Source organism: Blastochloris sulfoviridis (assembly GCF_008630065.1).
Classification (GTDB): domain Bacteria; phylum Pseudomonadota; class Alphaproteobacteria; order Rhizobiales; family Xanthobacteraceae; genus Blastochloris; species Blastochloris sulfoviridis.
Window position 1 is genome coordinate 34,403 of sequence record NZ_VWPL01000019.1, and the last position, 18,868, is coordinate 53,270.

Genomic DNA, 18,868 nt, shown 5'->3' on the forward strand with positions numbered 1-18,868 from the left:
TATGGGCGGGAGGCAACTGCCTCCCGCCACCCGAAAACGAAGAAGTATGGGCGGGAGGCAACGGCCTCCCGCCCATGGCGCCCGGCGGGGTAGGGGGGCGACGGGGAACTCCGCCGAGCGCAACGTCTGTCGGTCGGGGACGGACCGAGCAGTGGCACCTGTGAACGGTCGGTCTGAGCCGACCAGGAGCGTCATCCGATCAGACGCTCCAAAACCTTCTCTGACGCTCCAAGTTTTTGAGTTGTCGCATTCTCTTTCGCAAAACCGGTTCCCACTTTTGCGGAGAATGCTCTTAGGATTGACCGACCTGAAGGGCGACGAACCGGCTGGAGCCGCCGGTCTTGACCCGCACCAGCACGGTGCGGCGCTTGTCCTTGCGGGCCGCTTCGAGGGCATCGCGCACGTCGCTGGCGCTCGTCACGGTGCGGCCATTGACGTCGAGGATCAGGTCGCCGTCGCGCAGGCCGGCGGTCGCGGCCGGACTGTCCGGCTCGACGTCGCGCACCGCCACGCCCTTGCCGCCCGGCCCCGGCGCCAGCGTGAGGCCGAGGCGGGGGATATCGCGGTCGCCCGCGCTATCCTCGCTGTCGGCGCGCTGGGCGCGCTGCTCGTCGGGGAACTTGCCCGGCGTGAGCTCGATGGTGCGCTCCTTGCGGTCGCTGACCACGGTGAGCTTGATCGGCTCGCCCGGCTTCTCGGCGGCGATCTGCTTGGCGAGGTCGCGGGCGTCCTTCACCGGCTTGCCATTGACCGCGGTGATGACGTCGCCGCTCTTGATGCCGGCCTTGGCGGCGGGGCCGCCGGCCTGCGGCTCGGTCACCAGCGCGCCCTGCGCCTTGGCGAGGCCCAGGCTGTCGGCGAGGTCGGTGTTCACGGGCTGGATCTGCACGCCGATCCAGCCGCGGGTGACCGTGCCGTTCTCGCGCAGGCTGGCGACCACCGTCCGCACCGTGTCGGCGGGGATGGCGAAGGCGATGCCGACGCTGCCGCCCGACGGCGAGAAGATGGCGGTGTTGACGCCGATCACCTCGCCGTCGAGGTTGAAGGTCGGGCCGCCCGAATTGCCGCGGTTCACCGGCGCGTCGATCTGGACGAAGTCGTCATAGGGGCCCGAGCCGATGTCGCGGCCGCGCGCCGAGACGATGCCGGCGGTGACCGTGCCGCCGAGGCCGAACGGATTGCCGACCGCCACCACCCAGTCGCCGATGCGCGGCGTCTTGGCGCCGAGCGTGACGAACGGGAACGGGCCGTCGCCGTCGATCTTGAGCAAGGCAAGGTCGGTGCGCGGATCGGTGCCGACCACCTTGGCGGTGAGGGTGCGGCCGTCGTCGGTGACCACCTCGACGCTCACGGCGTTGTCGACGACGTGGTTGTTGGTCACCACATAGCCGTCGGGGGTGATGAAGAAGCCGGAGCCCTGCGACTGGCCGAAGCGGTGCGGCGGCCGCGGCGGGCCGAAGCCGTGCGGGGAGCGGCCGAACCGCTCGCCGAACTCGCGGAAGAAGCGGTCCATGCCGCCCGGCGGCATCGCATCGTCCTCGTCGAACTGCATCCGCTCGGCGACGGGCTGGGACTTGACCTTGACGCTGACCACCGCCGGGCGCACGCGCTCGACCACATCCGCAAAGCTGAACGAGGCGGCGGTGAGGCGGTTCGGCGTGCTCTGGAGCTGGGCCGTCTGGGACTGAACCTGGGTTTCGGCCATCGCGACGTCGCGCACGATCAGCGGCGACAGGCCGGCTGTGCCGGCGCCGAGCAGCGCCAGCAGGGCCACGCCAGCCATCAGCCGGCCGCGGCGGCGAGCCGGCGGCGGATCGAACTGGGGGGAGTTCGCAAGGGGGGACATGATGGTCGTCTCTCTCCGTTCAGGGCGTTGCGCCCCGGTTCGCTGGAGAGATTGACGCCGCGCACCTTACCGCGGGCTGGCGCATCGATGAAAATTTCGTAACCTCGTCAGGTCCGTAAGGTTAACCTGCCGCCGCCTGTCATCCCGGCCGAGCGCCAGAGAGCCGGGATCGTCCAGCTTCGTGCCCCGTCATCCCGGACGGCGCGCAGCGCCGAGCCGGGATCGTCATCCGGAAAAGGCACCCCTTCCGGAGAACGATCCCGGGTCGCGCACCTGCGGTGCTGCCCGGGACGACGGCTTGAGGAGGCGTAGGGCGCAATAACGCAGCGTATTCCGCCATTTGACCATCACCGCCGGCCGGCATGACCGGCGCAATACGCTTCGCTATTGCGCCCTACGGCGCGCGCCGGAGACCGCCTCCGCCGCCTCATGCCGCCGCGCGCTGGGCGGGGTAGAGTGGCAGGCGCAGCATCACCTTGGTGCCGCGGCCCTCGGACGAGCGGATCTTGACCGCGCCGCGGTGCAGCTCGACCAGCGACATGGCGATCGCCAAGCCCAGGCCGGAACCCTTGTGGCTCTTGGTGAACTGGCTCTGCACCTGCTCGAACGGGCGGCCGAGCCGCGCCATCGCCGCCTTGGGAATGCCGATGCCGGTGTCCTCGATCACCACGAGCGCGATGCCGCCCCAGGCGCGCGCCCGCACGCTGACCGCGCCGCCCTCGGGCGTGAACTTCACGGCGTTGGACAACAGGTGCAGCATGATCTGCTTTACCGCCCGGCGGTCGGCGTGCAGCACCGTGTCGGGATCGATGCGGGCCGCGACCGCCAGCCTCTTGTCGCCGGCCGGCACCGAGACCGCGCGCAGCGTCTCGGCCACCACCGCGTCGAGCCGCACCGCCTCGGGGTGGACCAGCATGCGCCCGGCCTCGATCTTCGACATGTCGAGAATGTCGTTGATCACGTTGAGCAGGTGCTGGCCGCTCAGCCGGATGTCCTGGCAGTACTCGTTGTATTTGGGATCGAGCGCGCCGAACATGCCGTTCTCCATGATCTCGGAGAAGCCGATGATGGCGTTGAGCGGCGTGCGCAGCTCGTGGCTCATATTGGCCAGGAATTCGGACTTGGCGCGGTTGGCCTCCTCGGCGCGGGTCTTCTCGCGGGCGTACTTGCCGGCGAGGTCGGCGAGCTGCTGGGTCTGGGTTTCGAGCGTCTGCTGCGACTTGCGCAGATCCGCCACCGTCGCCATCAGCCGCCGCTCGCTGTCGAGCAGGCGGTCCTCGTGGCGCTTGCGGGCGGTGATGTCGGTGCCGACCGACACGAAGCCGCCGTCCTTGGTGGCGCGCTCGGCGATCTGGAACCAGCGGCCGTCCTCAAGCTCGGCCTCGAAGGTGCGGCAGCCGGCCTCGTCGCCGCCATGGTCGTGGATGTGGGTGCGGATGATGGCGTAGCGGCTGGCGGCGGTGACCTGCTGCAGCTCGGTGCCGGGCTGCACGTGGCTGTTCGGCAGGCCGTGCAGCTTCTGGTACTGCGAATTGCACAGCACCAGCCGCTTGTCGGCGTCCCACAGCGCGAAGGCGGCGGAGATCGCCTCGATGGCGTCGCGCAGGCGCGCATCGGCGGTCTCGGTGGCGTCGACGAGGCGCTTCTGCTCGCTGATGTCGACGGCGATGCCGACGAGGCGCGGCTCGGCCTCGCCCTCGTCGCGCACCACCTCGCAGCGGAAGCGCAGCCACAGCCACTCGCCGCAGACGTGGCGCATGCGGAACACGCGGTCGATGGCGCCGTCCTCGGAGCCGACGAGCTGGGTGGCAAGCTCGTAGAGGTCGCCATCCTCGGCATGCACCAGCCCGGCGATCTCGCCGAACGACAGCATCTCGCCGCGCGGCACGAGCCCGAGAAGCTGGAACATCGAGTCCGACCAGAAGATCCGCCCGCGCGCCAGATCCCAGTCCCACAGGCCGCAGCGGCCGCGATTGAGCGCTGTGTCGACGCGCTGGCGCACCGTCTCGTAGATGGCGTCGGCCTCGTGCGCGCGCAGCGACTGCCAGTGGAAGGCGAAGCCGAGGATCAGCAGAATGCCGCCGGTGGTCGAGAACAGCGTGACCAGCAGGGCGGCGTCCAAGCGCCATTCGTCGAGCACTGCGTCGACGTCCTGGATCACCGCCACCTGCCCGTAGTGGCCCTTGAGCGCGCGCACCATGGCGAGCGCCTCGGTGCCGTCGGCGAGCACCACCTGCAGCACGCCCGCCTGCTCGGCGAAGGTGGTGAGGGGCTGGCCGGTGCCGAGCACATCGGCCAGCGTATGGCCCTTCGCGGGATGCGGGTCCGGCCAGGCGCCGACGATGCGGCCCGTGCGGTCGGCGACCAGCACGCTGCGGCCGACGACGCTCTTCGGCAGCGACAGCATCAGCGCGGCGCTGGCGCTGGAGGCGGCTGCCAGCAGATCGTCGGTGACGGCGTGGGCGATCATCTCGATGTCGTTCTTGGCGACCGCCATCGCCCGGAAACGGCCATCGTTGATCTGCACCAGCGCGCCGATGCCGATGGTCACCAGAAACAGCAGGATGAGAACGGGAACCGCGCGACGCAGCATAGGCTCAAGCTTGAGCCGACGCCGATAGGCGGGGCAGGCGAGCGACTGCGCAATACCGCGAACATGCGGATGACACACGGACGCGTTGGCTGCCCGGGTGCGAGCCATCGCCCTGCCTCCGATGAAAATAGTCGATGGAAATAGGCTGGAGGGACTGCCGCATCTCTCCGAATCACTGTCGATTGGAATCGAATCGGGGGTGCCTTGTCCAGCACTTCCGCGTGTAGCGGGCGGTTGTGACTCGACGCGTGCGCGAGCGATGAAATTGCGCAACACTGCGCCCCGACAGGGCCGGCAACGCCGTGAAACTTGAGGCTTTCGCAACGGTTTTTGGCTGATCGGCCGGGCCTCTTTTTCCCTCTCCCCTTGTGGGAGAGGGTGGCGAGCGATCGCCAGATCGCGAGGCGGGTGAGGGGTGAATCTTCCAGCACACGCCGTATGTACCCCTCACCCGGCTCGACCTCGTTTCACTCGGTCTCGCCACCCTCTCCCACAAGAGCCTGCGCCCGGGCGCGCGCAAGCGCGGCCCGGGTGGGAGAGGGAAGAGGGCGGCTCACGGCCGGAGGCCATTTCGAGCCGATCAAGCGGAAGCCGAATGAGGCCTCAGCCCAGCGAGCGCTCGACGATGTCGCGCACGTCCGACGACAGCGCGTCGGTCGCCGCGATCCGCCGCAGCACGGCCTCGGCGGCCGCGCGCCGCACCGGCTCCAGCGCCCGCCAGCTCTTGAACGCCGCGAGCAGCCGCGCCGCGACCTGCGGGTTCTTGGGATCGAGCTCCAGCACCAGCCCCGCCACCAGCTCGAATCCGGCGCCGTCGGGGCGGTTGAACTGGGTCTGGTTGGCGGTGGCGAACGAGGCGATGAGCGAGCGCACCCGGTTGGGGTTGGCGGTGGAGAAGGCGGGGTGCGCCATCAGCGCCCGCACTCGCTCCAGCGTGCCGGCCTCCGGGATGCAGGCCTGCAGCGCGAACCACTTGTCGACCACCAGATGGTCGCGCGCATAGCGCTCGTAGAAGCTGGCGAGCGCCGTCTCGCGCGCCGGGGCGCCGTTCAGCGCCAGCACCGACAGCGCGGCGAACCGGTCGGTCATATTGTCGGCGCTCTCGAACTGGGCGAGCGCGGCCTCGAACGCCGCCGGCTCGCCGGCCGCCGCCAGGAGATCGAGGCAGGCATTGCGCAGCGCCCGCCGGCCGGCGCTGTCGGCGTCGGGCGTGTAGGGGCGGCCGTCGGCGCCGCCGAGCGAGGCCAGGAGCCGCGCCGACAGCGCCCGCGCCAGCGCCGCCCGCAATTCGCTGCGCACCGCGAACACCAGGTCCGGATCGACGTCGCTGCCGATCTCGCGGGCGATGTCGGCCTCCGAGGGCATGGTCAGCACCTGCGCCGCGAACGCCGGGTCGCGCCCGGCATCGTCGAGCGCGCGGCCGAGCGCGGCGACCAGTGCTTCGGCGGACGCCGGCTGGCGCTGGTCGCGGCGGGCAGCGACGGCGGCGAGCAGATGGCGCATCGCCAGCGTCTGCGCCGACTGCCAGCGGTTGAACGGGTCGCAATCGTGGCGCACGAGGAACAGCAGGTCGTCCTCGGTCAGATTGGCGGTGAGCTTGATCGGCGCCGAGAAGCCGCGATTGAGCGAGGGCACCGGCCGCGCCGGCACGTCGCGGAACACGAACACCTGGTGGGCGCGGTCGATCTCGATCACCCCGTCGTGCCGGCCGCCGCCTTCGAGCGCCAGCGGCAGGTCGGCGCCGTCCGGACCGACGAGGCCGAGCTTGAGCGGGATGGTCGCCGGCTGCTTGACCGGCTGGCCGGGCGTCGCCGGCACGATCTGCGCCACCTCCAGCCGATAGCTGCGCTCGCGCGCATCGAAGCTGCCGGTAACCGTGACCTCGGGCGTGCCGGCCTGCGCGTACCACAGCGCGAACGGCGCCAGATCCCGCCCCGAGGCGTCGGCGAAGCAGGCGAGGAAATCCTCCACCGTCGCGGCGTGCCCGTCATGGCGGGCGAAATAGAGGTCCATGCCGGCCCGGAAGGTCTCCGCCCCCAGCAGGGTTTTCAGCATGCGGATGACCTCGGCGCCCTTCTCATAGACCGTCGCCGTGTAGAAGTTGTTGATCTCGTGATAGATTTCGGGCCGCACCGGGTGGGCGAGCGGCCCGCCGTCCTCGGCGAACTGGTGGCTTTTGAGCAGCCGCACGTCGGCGATGCGCTTCACCGGGCGCGAGCGCTGGTCGGACGAGAACTCCTGGTCGCGGAAGACGGTGAGGCCCTCCTTCAGGCAGAGCTGGAACCAGTCGCGGCAGGTGATGCGGTTGCCGGTCCAGTTGTGGAAGTACTCGTGGGCGATGATCGCCTCGATATTGGCATAGTCGGTGTCGGTGGCGGTGTCGGGCGAGGCGAGCACGTATTTGTCGTTGAAGATGTTGAGGCCCTTGTTCTCCATCGCCCCCATGTTGAAGTCGGACACGGCGACGATGTTGAACAGGTCGAGGTCGTATTCGCGGCCGAACGCGGTCTCGTCCCAGCGCATGGCGCGCTTCAGCGCGTCCATGGCGTAGCCGCAGCGGCCCTCATTGCCGGGCTCGACATAGATGGCGAGATCGACCTTGCGCCCCGACGCGGTGACGAAGCCGTCCGTCACCGACGCGAGGTTGCCGCCGACCAGCGCGAACAGATAGCAGGGCTTGGGGAAGGGATCGTGCCACACCGCGTAGTGGCGATCGGTGCCGGCAATGTCGCCGGCCTCGATCCGGTTGCCGTTGGCCAGCAGCACCGGCGCCTCGGCGCGCTCGGCCTCGATGCGGGTGGTGTAGACCGCCAGCACGTCCGGCCGGTCGGGAAAATAGGTGATGCGGCGAAACCCTTCGGCCTCGCACTGGGTGCAATAGGTGCCGCGCGAGCGGTAGAGCCCCATGAGCTGGGTGTTGGCGCAAGGGTCGAGCCGGGTGGTCAGCGTCAGCGCCAGCGGCCGCGGCGGCGGCACCGGGATAGTCAGCGTGCTGGCGGTGACCTCGAAGGCGTTGGGGCGCAGCGGCCAGTCGTCGAGCGCGATCGAGGTCAGCGTCAGCCCGTCGCCGTCGAGCACGATCGGCGCGTCCGGCCGCCCGGCCGGGTTGGGGCGGAGCGCCAGCTTCGCCGTCACCAGGGTCTCGGTCGGGTGCAACCGCACGTCGAGGTCGACGGTGTCGACCAGCCAGTCGGGGGGGCGATAGTCCGTCAGACGGACGGGGCGGGCAGCCTCGGTGCGCATCGGTGTTCTCGGGATTGGGAACATTCGATGTAGACTGTTCGGCCCGCGTTAGAAAGACGCAGGTTGGCCGCCGGCGGTACGGATGCGGCGGATCGGGCCGGAGCGTCTGCCATCATGAATCGCCCCCCACCCGGATCGCCAACGCGGTCCGACCTTTCCGTGAGGGACGGGGAGAGGTGACGGAAGCGCCTCTCTTACCTCCGCGTGCGGGGAGAGATTAAGAACACCGCGAGCGGGTGAGGGGCAACCTTGGGCGTCGCCCGCAAGGACGGGAACCGCCCTGGCGAACGAGACTGCATCAGCTCAAGAACTTGAGTGACGCCGGACCGCTTCGCTGCGATCGGGGGACGCGGCGTCTGGTCACCCGGACGCCGCGTGGCGCTTCGGCTCGGCGTGGCCGATCGCCCGCGTCACCTCCGGCATGGCGGTCTTGAGCCGCCGCTCCAGCGCGTCGACCGCCTCGTGCACCTGGGCGACCGCCGCCGTCTCGTCGGCGCGGCAGTGGAAATTCACCACCAGCCCGTCGCGGGTGCGGCGCAGCCGCACATTGTGCACGTCCGACAGCAGCGGATCGCCGTCGAGCAGCGTGCGCAGAAGCTCGGCGACGGCGCTGCTGTCGGCCTCCTGGCCGGCGAGACCCTGCGTCTGCAGCGGCTCGATGTGGGTCTCGACCTCGGCCTTGGCGCCGAGCTCGCCGCGGATCGACTGTTCGAGCTCGGTGGCGACCTGATGGGCGCGGCCGAGGCTCATCGCCCCGTCCACCTCCAGGTCGAGCGCCACCGCCAGCCGCTCGGGCAGATGGTGCACGGTGACGTGGTGGATCGCCAGCCCGCGATGGGCGGCGATCACCTGGATGCGCTCCAGCATCGATTCGTCGTCGAGCGCCACCGCCACGGTGGTGACGGTGACATCGGCATTGTCGAGCAGCCCGGCGATGGCCGCCCGGATCGCCGTCTTGGTGTCGGCGATGCGCTCCAGCGAATGGGTGCGCGGCACCTGCACCGTGGCCTCGACGAAATGCTGCGGCCCGACCTGCCGGGTGCGCACCCGGTCGACCGCGACCACCCCGTCGATGCCGCGCAGCGCGGCGGTGACGCGCTCGGCGGCGCCGGCCGGCGCGGTATCCAGCAGCGTGTCGATGGTGTGCCGGCCGAGCCGCACCGCCAGGATCGCGATCAGGATGGCCACCGCGATCGCCGCCGCCGAATCGCCCCAGCCATAGCCCGCGAACGACAGCGCGATGCCGATCAGCACCGGGATCGAGCCGAAGAAGTCGGAGGCGAAATGCATGGCGTCGCCGGCCAGCGCCTGGCTCTGGGTCTTGATCGCCACCCGCCGCAGCGCCAGCGCCCGCCAGCCATTCACCGCCATCTCGATGCCGAGCACGATGAACGGGATCACCGTGAAGGTCATCGGCGTGGTCTCGCCGCGCAGCCGCGTGACCGCCTCGACCAGCACGCCGCCGGCCACCAGCAGCAGCAGCGCGGTCTGGATCAGCGCCGCCAGGCTCTCGATCTTGCCGTGGCCGTATTGGTGCTTGGCGTCGGGCGGCCGGTCGGCCAGGCGCACCGCGACCCAGGTGACGATGGTGGCGCCGAGGTCGATCAGGCTGTGCAGCGCGTCGCTGATCAGCGCCAGGCTGCCGATGGCGATGCCGACGCCGAACTTCGCGGCGGCGAGCACACCGCTCGCAACCATCGACACGGTGGTGACGCGTTCCTTCTCGCTGGCCATGGCGGAGGCTTAGGCGGGGGAGAGCGGCGCCGTCAACCGACCTCGGGTCGCAGGCTGTGCCGGCGTGCCGGGTGAGGCGAAGCCCGGATTTGTCCCGTTCCGTGGGGCGTCGTCCCGGACGGCGCGGAGCGCCGAGCCGGGATCGTCATCAGAACGAAGGCCTCTTCCTGCAAACGGTCCCGGTTCGCGCGGCTTTCAGCCGCTCGCCCGGGACGACAACCTCTCCCTACGTCATCCCGGACGGCGCGGAGCGCCGAGCCGGGATCGTCTGCCGGAAGGGCTCCTTTCCTGATGACGGCCCCGGCGCCTCGCTGCGCTCGGTCCGGGGCGACAGGCTTGTGAAAACGGTCCCGGGTCGCGCGCGCTGTGCGCGCTTGCCCGGGACGACAACCTCTTCCCCTGCGCGCATTCCGACCCGCCCCGCAACGGCGGCCCGGACGTCACGCCGACATGCGGTCGCAGGCCAGGCGGCGGGCGGCGACGTGGTCGGTCTTGCCGGAGCCCAGAAGCGGCACCTGGTCGATGATGATCACCTCGCTCGGCACCATCAGCTCGCTCACGCCCTTGCTGCGGCCGAACGCCGCGACGTCGCCGCGCTGCGCCGCGATGCGGGTGGTCAGCAGCACCACGCGCTCGCCGCGCCGCGGGTCGGGCACCGACACCACGGCGTGGCTGTCCTCGGGCCACAATTCGCAGATCATCGCCTCCACCGCGGTGAGCGAGATCATCTCGCCGGCGATCTTGGCGAAGCGCTTCACGCGGCCGCGAATGGTGACGTAGCCGTCGGCGTCGATGTCCACCACGTCGCCGGAATCGTGCCAGCCGCCGGGCGGCGGCTGGATCTGGCCGGGCCGGTCGGCATTGAGGTAGCCGAGCATCATGTTCGGCCCCCGCAGCCACAATTGGCCGCCGCCCTCCAGCCCCGGCACCGGCTCCAGCCGGGTCTCGATGCAGGGCAGCAGCGGCCCCACCGTGCCGTCGCGGTTGAACATCGGCGTGTTCACCGCCACCACCGGCGCCATCTCGGTCATGCCGAAGCCTTCGAGAAGCTGCAGGCCGAAGCGCTCGCGATAGGTGCGGCGGGTGTCCATGCGCACCGGCTCGGCGCCGGAGACGATCAGCCGCACCGTGCGGAAGGCGTCCGGCGCGGCGTTGCGGGCATAGCCGGCCAGGAACGTGTCGGTGGCGAAGAAGATGGTGGCCCGGCACGCGGCGAGCTGCTCGGGCACCTGCTTGTAGTGCAGCGGCGAGGGGTAGAAGTGCAGCTTCACGCCCGCCACCAGCGGCAGGATCATGCCGGCGGTGAGCCCCAGCGAGTGGAACACCGGCAGCACGCTGAGCAGCTTGTCCTCCGGGCCGAAATCGATGCGGCACGCCACCTGGGCGCAATTGTCCAGGATGTTGCGGTGGGACAGCACCACGCCCTTGGGCGAGCCCTCCGACCCGGAGGTGAACAGGATGGCGGCCCGCTCGCCCGCCTTCGCCCGCGGCCGCCAGACCACGTGGTCGATCAGGCCGCGCAGCTTCTGCAGCCGGCCGATGCCGCCGCGCAGATCCTCCAGCCAGACGATCTTCATCGTCGTGCCCAGCGCGGCGGTCAGCGCCTGGAGCTGCGCCCGCTCGATGAAGGTGCGCGAGCTCAGCACCGTGCGCACCTCGGCGGCGCGGCAGGCGGCCAGGATGTTGGCGGCGCCGGCGGTATAGTTGAGCATCGCCGGCACCCGGCCGGTGGCCTGGAGCGCGAAGAAGGTGACGGCGGTGCCCGCGGCATTGGGCAGCAGCACGCCCAGCGCCTCGCCGGGGCGCGCATGCGGCCGCAGCGCCCGGCCCAGCACCAGCGCGGCGATCGACAGCGTCCGGTAGGTGAAGGCGGCGCCGTTCGAATCGGTCAGCGCCGGGTGGTGCGTGCCGTAGCGGCTGCCGGCCTCGCGCAGCGCCGCGAACAGCGTCTGCTCGGTGTCGGAGGTGCGGAAGCGGAACTCCGACAGCGCGAAATAGAGCGCCCGGCCGGCGGCGACCCGGCGCGCCCGGCCGCGGGGCGTGCCGCGGTCGAACCGGACGGGCGAATCGATGTGCGCGGTGAGTCGCGGCAGCAGGCGGCGGTTGATCTCGTGCGGCCGGCGCAACGTGGCGTGCGTGCGCTCGGCGCCGCAGAGCCGGACGGCCGCAACGTCGGCGCCGGTGCGTTCGGCGGCGAGGCCGACCGCCTCCAGCGTCCGCTGGCCGGCCTCGTCCAGCACCGAGCGGTCGGGCGGATAGACCACGAGCACCGCCCGCTTGGCGGCGAGCCGCCGCAGCGCCAGCGCCTGGCCGAGCCCGGCCGGGGCGGCGACGGCCAGCCCGGCGGCCAGCATCCAGCGCACGTACCATTTTGCCGCAGTGTCCGGCGGCAGGACGTGGAGCGCCCCCGTGCCGAACAAGGCAAGGCCGATCAGCGGGTCGAGATGGCTGGCGTGGCAGACCAGATAGATCCGCCGCCGCCCCGGCTCCGTCACCAGAGTCCGGTCTCCGCACACCTGGAACCGGAACAGACCCCGCAGCATCACCCGCAAAAGACCGCGAACCACCGCCATCAACCCGACCTCGACGCCGCCGGACGGCGGCAACTGAAGGAGGACACCCGACCGTCCGGCGATCTTGCGAAACGACACGGACGCCCCAGGTCCCTCCGTTATCGCATTCCCTGTCACAAAACCGGTTCGAACAATTGCGCAGAATGCTCGAACAGCGCGCCGCCCCGGCGGGGGCGGGGCAGCGCAGTCCGGACCATCATGAAGGAGGGAATTTAGGCGATGCGGGCGGCTTCGCACGACGGCCGGCCAGAAAAATCGTCGCTGCAGCGCAAAAGGAATCTTCGCTGCATTGCGAAAGATTGCTGGCGGGTGCCCGACAGCGGAGAAAAATCTTGAGACAGGGCGCTGTCGAGCGCAATAAATTTCACGATATCTAAAATGATCCCACAATATCGAGGTTTCTTGACACGCGCAGAAGGTCGGTCGATCCTTGCGCCGTTTTCAACAGAGGACTTCTGTCCTTGATTGATCAGCCCCCGCACGATCCGACGCTTGATTCCAAGGCCTCCGCCACCGCACCGCACGAGGAGCGGCGGACGATCCAGTCCGTCGAGCGGGCGCTCGATATTCTCGAAGTGCTGGCGACCGGCACCGACGAGATGCGCCTCAACGAGATCGCGCGGGCGGCGCGCCTCAACATCTCGACCTGCCACCACCTCATCACCACGCTGCTCGACCGCGGCTATGTCGGGCAGAACCCGCGCGGGCGCACCTATTTCCTCGGCAACAAGACGCTGGAGCTGTCGCGCTCGCGCGCAGCCATGATCGATCTGGTCAAGACCGCGATGCCGGCGCTGCGGGCGCTCAACCAGTCCACCGGCGAGACCGTCAGCCTCGACGTGCTGCGCGGCGCCGACCTGGTGACGCTGGCCATGATCGAGTCGCGCCATGCCGTCCGCGTCGCCCTCGACGAGGGCGACAAGGCCGAGGCGGCGCACGCCACCGGCAGCGGCAAGTCGATCCTGGCCTGGGTGCCGGAGACCGAGCTCAGCCGCATCATCGAGGAGAAGGGGCTGCGCCGCTTCACCGAGCACACCATCTGCTCCAAGGACGAGCTGATCGAGAACCTGCGGCTGGTGCGGCGCAACGGCTGTGCCATCGTGCGCGAGGAGTTCCAGCCCGGCGTGCTGTGCATCGGCTCGGCGATCCGCGACCATACCGGCGCGGTCATCGGCGCGCTGTGCTGCGCCCTGCCGACCCTGCGCGCCACCGACGACGCGGTGGCGAGGGTGTGCAGCGAGGTCAAGGCCGCCGCCGTCAGCCTGTCGCTGCAGCTCGGCGGCGAGCCGTCGGCGCTCGCCAACGAGCTTCGCGCCGCCCGCGCGACCCCCGAGCGCTCCACCGCCGCCTGATACGGGCGCCGCGTGATCGGCTGGAATAGCTGCAGGCCGGGAGCCGCGCTCTTTCCCTCTCCCCTTAGGGGAGAGGGTGGCGAGGCCGAGCGAAGCGAGGTCGAGCCGGGTGAGGGGTAACTTCAGGCCAGCCAATCTCACCTCTCACCCGCCTCGCGATCTGAAGATCGCTCGGCACCCTCTCCCACAAGGGGAGAGGGAAGAAAATGCGGCCGGCGCCGCCGCGCATTCGAGCCGCTCCAAACCGTCATCCAGCCGTCAAATTCCGCCGCCGGAACGGTGGCGCCCGATCGCGTCAACGCGCCACGTCCGCGCCGGCCGTTACATGCCCGCGCCTGCCGTTATCGGCTGGCCCTTGGCCGGCCGATCGCGATAGGATGGACTCGTGCTGGCCGCGCGGAAATGATGTTCGGCCGATTCATGGTCCAGGGGACGGGGTCGATCATGCCGCTTGACGACGACTTGCGCGCCGCGTTGCTGCAGCGCCGCGAGAAGCTTGCCGCCGCCGGCGGCGGCAAGAAGATCCGCGAGCGCCACGACAAGGGTCTGATGACCGCGCGCGAGCGGCTCGACGCCTTCTTCCAGCCCGATACCTTCCAGGAATACGGCGCCCACATCCGCCACGGCTGCACCGCCTTCGACATGGCGGACAAGGACATTCCCGCCGATGGCGTGGTGGTCGGCACCGGCCATGTCGAGGGCCGGCAGGTCGCCGCCTTCAGCCAGGACTTCATGTCGGTCGGCGGCACGCTGGGCAAGATGCACGCGCGCAAGATCGTCTGGGCGCAGGACTATGCGCTCAAGAACGGCACGCCGCTGGTCGGCTTCAAGGATTCGGGCGGCGCCCGCATCCAGGAGGGCGTCGACGCGCTGTCCGGCTACGGCGAGGTGTTCTACCGCAATGTCGAGCTGTCGGGCGTGGTGCCGCAGATCGCCATCATCGCCGGCCCCTGCGCCGGCGGCGCCGCCTATTAGCCGGCGCTGATGGACTTCATCATCATGACGCGCACCAACGCGCAGATGTTCATCACCGGCCCGCAGGTGATCAAGGCGGTGTCGGGCCGCGACGTCAGCATGGACGATGTCGGCGGCGCCGCCATGCACGCCGCCGTGTCCGGCAACGTCCACGTGCTCGCCGAGAACGATGCCCACGCCATCGCGCTGGCCCAGCAGCTTCTGTCCTATCTGCCGAGCAACAACACCGGCGATCCGCCGCACGCGCCGCGGCCGGAGATCGACTTCGGCCCCGACGAGGGCATGGACGCGCTGGTCGAGTCCGATCCCTCGACGCCGATGAACATGCACGCGATTCTCCGCCGCGTGCTCGACGGCGGCGAGCTGTTCGAGATCCACGCCAGCTTCGCCAGGAACCTGATCGTCGGCTTCGGCCGCATCGAGGGGCTGGTGGTCGGCGTGCTCGCCAACAATTCGATGGAGAAGGCCGGCTGCCTCGACATCGACTCGTCGGACAAGGGCGCGCGCTTCATCCGCTTCTGCAACGCCTTCAACATCCCGCTCGTCACCTTCGTCGACGTGCCGGGCTTCCTGCCGGGCATCGACCAGGAGCGCGGCGGCATCATCCGCCACGGCGCCAAGATGCTGTTCGCCTATGCCGCGGCCACCGTGCCGAAGGTGACCGTGGTCGCCCGCAAGGCCTATGGCGGCTCGTATCTGGCGATGTGCAGCCAGGAGATGGGTGCCGACGTGGTGTTCGCCTGGCCCACCGCCGAGATCGCGGTGATGGGCGCCGACGGCGCGGTCAACATCCTCTACAGCCGCGAGCTCAAGGCGATCGAGGATCCCGAGCTCAAGAAGGCCAAGCGCCGCGAGTTCGTCGAGCACTACCGCGCCGAGTTCGCCTCGCCGTATCTCGCGGCGTCGAAGGGCTACATCACCGACATCATCGAGCCGGAGATGACGCGGGCGATGGTGTCGCTGGGCTTGCGCAAGCTCCTGGCCAAGCGCGAGCTGCGTCCGCCCAAGAAGCATGGCCTGATCCCGCTGTGACGCGCGCCCGAACGCTGGCCCGGCCATGACCGACACCAACCTCGCCTTCGTCCTCACCGATCCGGTTGCGCTGCAGCAGCTCGTGGCACCTCTGCTGGTGCTGCCGACCATCGCCGCGCCGATCCGCGCCCGCCACCACGTCTCCCACGCCCCCAGAGGCTGAGCGGACCGCGCTGCCAGGGGGGGGGGATCGCGCCACCGGACGAACCGAGCCGCCAGACCACCCCAGCCGGAAACACCGCTCAGGAAGACCGTTCAGGGAACCCAACATGATCCGACATCTGCGCATCACCGTTGACGGCAAGGTCTATGACGTCGTCGTCGAGGAGGTGACCGACCAGGGCGCGCCCGCGCCGCACGCCCCGCCGGCCGCGGCCGTCCAGCCGGCGGCCGTTGCGTCGCACGCGGCGGCTGCGCCGGTCCCGTCATCCGCGCCGGTGGCGCCGGGAACCGGCGAGGCCCAGCGCGCGCCGCTGGCCGGCACCGTGCTGTCGGTCGCCGTCAAGCCCGGCGACGCGGTGGCCGCCGACCAGGAAATCTGCGTGCTGGAAGCGATGAAGATGAAGACCTCGATCTTCGCCTTCAAGGCCGGCACCGTCACCGCCGTGCTGGTGAAGGCGGGCGATGCCGTCGACAGCGACCAGCCGCTGGTGACCATCGCCTGACCGGATCTCCGATCCGCCGACACCGGTGTGCGGCATGCGCGGTGATATCGGCGCGTTCGGGGAAACTGGCCCATCGATCCATCCGGCTCGATGGCCGGGCAATTCAGACGAAACTGGCAGGCGGACCGGCAGACGGATCTGCAGACGGAGGAGCCCGCATGGACGAGATGACGCTGATCGCAGTGAAGACGTCGGCCACCGCCTTCGGTCTGATGGCGGTGATCGCCGCGCTGTGCGCCGGGCTGATCCGCGTCATCGTCACGGTGCTGGCGCGCAGCAGCCGCGCGCCGGTGCGCGAGGCGCCGGCGCTGGCCATGCCGGTGCGCGACGACCGCGCCGAGGTGGCGGCGGTGATCGCCGCGGCGGTGCATGCCGCGCTGCCCGGCCGCCATCGCATCATCCATCTCGGCGAGGCGACGAACGGGCAGGACTGGACGCGCGAATCGCGTACGCGCCTCCACACCTCGCACGCCCCCCGCCGCTGACGCGCCCATCCCCGCAAGGAGCCGCCATGCTCGACATTTCGTTCCTCGACCTGTTCCAGGGCATTGCGACGCTCCTCGCCTCGGAGCCGCACATCCTGGTCGGGCGGCTGTTCCTGATCGCGCTCGGCATCACGCTGATCTATCTCGGCCACAAGGGCGTGCTGGAGGCGCTGCTGATGGTGCCGATGGGGCTCGGCATGGCCACCGTCAATGCCGGCGTGCTGTTCCTGCAGGACGGCAAGACCGGCACGCTGTTCCTCGATCCGCTGGCGAGCGGCACCGAGGCGGTGGTGACCGTGCTGCAGATCGACTGGCTGCAGCCGATCTACACGCTGATGTTCTCCAACGGCCTCATCGCCTGCCTGGTGTTCCTCGGCATCGGCACGCTGCTCGACGTCGGCTACGTGATGCAGCGGCCGCTGCGCAGCATGTTCCTGGCGGTGTGCGCCGAGCTCGGCACGCTGATCACCTTGCCGATCGGCGTCATGCTCGGCCTGCCGATCAGGGAGGCAGCGGCGGCGGCCACCATCGGCGGCGCCGACGGGCCGATGGTGCTGTTCGCCTCGCTGATCCTCGCGCCCGAGATTTTCGTCGCCATCACCGTGGTCGGCTATCTCTATCTCGGCCTCACCTATGGCGGCTATCCCTATCTGGTGAAGGCGCTGGTGCCCAAGCGGCTGCGCGCCATCCAGATGCCCACCGAGAAGCTGCGCACCATTTCCAGCTCCGAGAAGATGGTGTTCGCGGTCATCGCCTGCATTCTGTTCTCGCTGTTGTTCCCGGTGGCCTCGCCCCTGTTCCTCAGCCTGTTTCTCGGCGTCATCGTCCGCGAAAGCGGGCTCGTGCAGTTTCGCGACCTGCTCTCCAACCAGGTGCTCTACGGCGCCACCTTCTTTCTGGGTCTCGTTCTGGGCGCGCTGTGCGAGGCCGGCACGATTCTCGATCCCAAGGTGCTGATCCTGCTCGTTCTCGGCATCATGGCGCTGACCTTCTCGGCGATCGGCGGGCTCTTCGGCGGCTACGTGCTGTATTGGCTCAGCGGCGGCAAGTACAACCCGGTGATCGGCATCGCCGCGGTCTCGTGCGTGCCCACCACGGCCAAGGTGGCGCAGAAGATCGTCAGCCACGACAACCCCAACGCCATCATCCTGCCGCACGCGCTGGGTGCCGGCATCAGCGGCGTCATCACCAGCGCCATCTTCGCAGCCATCCTGATCAGCCTGCTCAGGGGAGCGTGAGCGGGGAGGTGATCCGCCGCCCGGAAGCGGCTATATGGCAGGCATGACGCTCTCCCGCCGCTTCACCGTCGCGCCGATGCTGGATTGGACCGATAAACATTGCCGGTTCTTCCACCGCCAACTGACCCGCCACGCGCTGCTCTACACCGAGATGGTCACCACCGGCGCGGTGATCCATGGCGACCGGTCGCGGCTGCTCGGCTTCTCGCCCGAGGAGCAGCCGGTGGCGATCCAGCTCGGCGGCGCCGAGCCGAAGGATCTGGCCGAGGCCGCGCGCATCGCCGAGGGCTTCGGCTATGTCGAGGTCAATCTCAATGTCGGCTGCCCGTCCGACCGGGTGCAGAACGGCCGCTTCGGCGCCTGCCTGATGCGCGAGCCGCAGCTCGTCGGCGACTGCGTCGCGGCGATGAAGGCGGCGGTCGGCCTGCCGGTGACCGTGAAGTGCCGCATCGGCGTCGATGAGCAGGATCCCGAGCAGGCGCTCGACGCGCTGGCCGAGGCGGCGGTGGCGGCCGGCGTCGATGCGCTGATCGTGCATGCCCGCAAGGCGTGGCTGGAGGGCCTGTCGCCGCGCCAGAACCGCGACGTGCCGCCGCTCGATTATGAGCGCGTCTACCGGCTGAAGCGGGCGCGGCCCACTCTCGACATCATCCTCAATGGCGGCATCGCCACGCTGGAGGAGGCGCGGGCGCATCTCGACCATGTCGACGGGGTGATGCTCGGCCGCGCCGCCTATCAGGAGCCGTGGCGGCTTCTCGCCGTCGACCCCGAGCTTTTCGGCGAGCCGGCGCCGGTGGCCGGCATGGCCGAGGCGGTCGAGCGCATGATTCCCTATTGCCGGCGCCACCTCGATATTGGCGGGCGGCTGTCGGCGGTGACGCGCCACATGGTCGGCGCCTTCCACGCCGTGCCCGGCGCCCGCCGCTTCCGCCGCCTGCTGGCGGAGGGGGCGACCAGGCCCGGCGCCGACGTCGAGGTCATCCAGGCGGCGCTGGCCGAGGTGCGCGGCGGGCAGGGCGACATCGCCGCGTGACGGGATTGTGGCTTGCTGGACGCGGAGCGGCTATCACACGGGAACCCCTTCTTCCCTCTCCCACCCGGGCCGCGCTTGCGCGCGCCCGGGCGCAGGCTC

11 protein-coding genes and 1 pseudogene are annotated in these 18,868 nt (G+C 69.9%); 7 read left to right on the top strand and 5 right to left on the bottom strand.

All coding sequences use genetic code 11. From position 1 onward, the window contains the following. Positions 1–292: 292 nt before the first annotated feature. From F1193_RS11400 to F1193_RS11420, 5 genes are all read right to left on the bottom strand, one after another. On the bottom strand, positions 293–1,846 hold the full coding sequence (locus F1193_RS11400) for a Do family serine endopeptidase (RefSeq protein ID WP_150097824.1): 1,554 nt from the start codon (positions 1,844–1,846) through the stop codon (positions 293–295). A gap of 427 nt (positions 1,847–2,273) precedes the next feature. Then, positions 2,274–4,439 carry a PAS domain-containing sensor histidine kinase gene (locus F1193_RS11405; protein WP_246164338.1) on the bottom strand — a complete coding sequence of 722 codons (2,166 nt, stop codon included), beginning with the start codon at positions 4,437–4,439 and terminating at the stop codon, positions 2,274–2,276. A gap of 603 nt (positions 4,440–5,042) precedes the next feature. Continuing rightward, positions 5,043–7,682: an aminopeptidase N gene (gene pepN, locus F1193_RS11410; protein ID WP_150097826.1), complete on the bottom strand. Its 2,640-nt coding sequence runs from the start codon at positions 7,680–7,682 to the stop codon at positions 5,043–5,045. A 360-nt stretch (positions 7,683–8,042) separates the two neighbouring features. Next, a complete protein-coding gene (locus F1193_RS11415) occupies positions 8,043–9,416 on the bottom strand; it encodes a cation diffusion facilitator family transporter (RefSeq protein WP_150097828.1) in 1,374 nt (457 codons plus the stop codon). A gap of 440 nt (positions 9,417–9,856) precedes the next feature. Next, positions 9,857–11,989 carry an AMP-binding protein gene (locus F1193_RS11420; protein ID WP_150097830.1) on the bottom strand — a complete coding sequence of 711 codons (2,133 nt, stop codon included), beginning with the start codon at positions 11,987–11,989 and terminating at the stop codon, positions 9,857–9,859. 461 nt (positions 11,990–12,450) lie between these two features. Between F1193_RS11420 and F1193_RS11425 the strand changes: the two genes are divergently transcribed. From F1193_RS11425 to dusA, 7 genes and pseudogenes are all read left to right on the top strand, one after another. Further along, positions 12,451–13,341, top strand: coding sequence for an IclR family transcriptional regulator (locus F1193_RS11425; protein ID WP_150097832.1), 891 nt, complete (start codon positions 12,451–12,453; stop codon positions 13,339–13,341). 444 nt (positions 13,342–13,785) lie between these two features. Continuing rightward, positions 13,786–15,348 (top strand): annotated as a pseudogene (locus tag F1193_RS11430) (acyl-CoA carboxylase subunit beta). Positions 15,349–15,373: 25 nt separating this feature from the next. Then, positions 15,374–15,511: a hypothetical protein gene (locus tag F1193_RS17100; RefSeq protein ID WP_170263549.1), complete on the top strand. Its 138-nt coding sequence runs from the start codon at positions 15,374–15,376 to the stop codon at positions 15,509–15,511. Positions 15,512–15,617: 106 nt separating this feature from the next. Continuing rightward, positions 15,618–16,013, top strand: a complete 396-nt coding sequence (locus F1193_RS11435; RefSeq protein ID WP_150097834.1) for a biotin/lipoyl-containing protein — start codon at positions 15,618–15,620, stop codon at positions 16,011–16,013. 158 nt (positions 16,014–16,171) lie between these two features. Next, positions 16,172–16,498, top strand: coding sequence for a hypothetical protein (locus tag F1193_RS11440; protein ID WP_150097835.1), 327 nt, complete (start codon positions 16,172–16,174; stop codon positions 16,496–16,498). A gap of 26 nt (positions 16,499–16,524) precedes the next feature. Further along, complete coding sequence (locus tag F1193_RS11445) at positions 16,525–17,736, top strand: sodium ion-translocating decarboxylase subunit beta (protein WP_150097836.1); 1,212 nt, start codon at positions 16,525–16,527, stop codon at positions 17,734–17,736. A gap of 43 nt (positions 17,737–17,779) precedes the next feature. Further along, complete coding sequence (gene dusA / locus F1193_RS11450) at positions 17,780–18,769, top strand: tRNA dihydrouridine(20/20a) synthase DusA (protein WP_150097876.1); 990 nt, start codon at positions 17,780–17,782, stop codon at positions 18,767–18,769. The last annotated feature ends 99 nt before the right edge of the window (positions 18,770–18,868 follow it).

Coding starts and splice junctions, on each gene's coding strand:
- F1193_RS11405 (WP_246164338.1), bottom strand. CDS start 4,439: ATGCTGCGTCGCGCGGTTCCCGTTCTCATCCTGCTGTTTCTGGTGACC.
- F1193_RS11435 (WP_150097834.1), top strand. CDS start 15,618: ATGATCCGACATCTGCGCATCACCGTTGACGGCAAGGTCTATGACGTC.
- F1193_RS11420 (WP_150097830.1), bottom strand. CDS start 11,989: ATGGCGGTGGTTCGCGGTCTTTTGCGGGTGATGCTGCGGGGTCTGTTC.
- dusA (WP_150097876.1), top strand. CDS start 17,780: ATGACGCTCTCCCGCCGCTTCACCGTCGCGCCGATGCTGGATTGGACC.
- F1193_RS11415 (WP_150097828.1), bottom strand. CDS start 9,416: ATGGCCAGCGAGAAGGAACGCGTCACCACCGTGTCGATGGTTGCGAGC.
- F1193_RS17100 (WP_170263549.1), top strand. CDS start 15,374: ATGACCGACACCAACCTCGCCTTCGTCCTCACCGATCCGGTTGCGCTG.
- F1193_RS11445 (WP_150097836.1), top strand. CDS start 16,525: ATGCTCGACATTTCGTTCCTCGACCTGTTCCAGGGCATTGCGACGCTC.
- F1193_RS11440 (WP_150097835.1), top strand. CDS start 16,172: ATGGACGAGATGACGCTGATCGCAGTGAAGACGTCGGCCACCGCCTTC.
- pepN (WP_150097826.1), bottom strand. CDS start 7,682: ATGCGCACCGAGGCTGCCCGCCCCGTCCGTCTGACGGACTATCGCCCC.
- F1193_RS11400 (WP_150097824.1), bottom strand. CDS start 1,846: ATGTCCCCCCTTGCGAACTCCCCCCAGTTCGATCCGCCGCCGGCTCGC.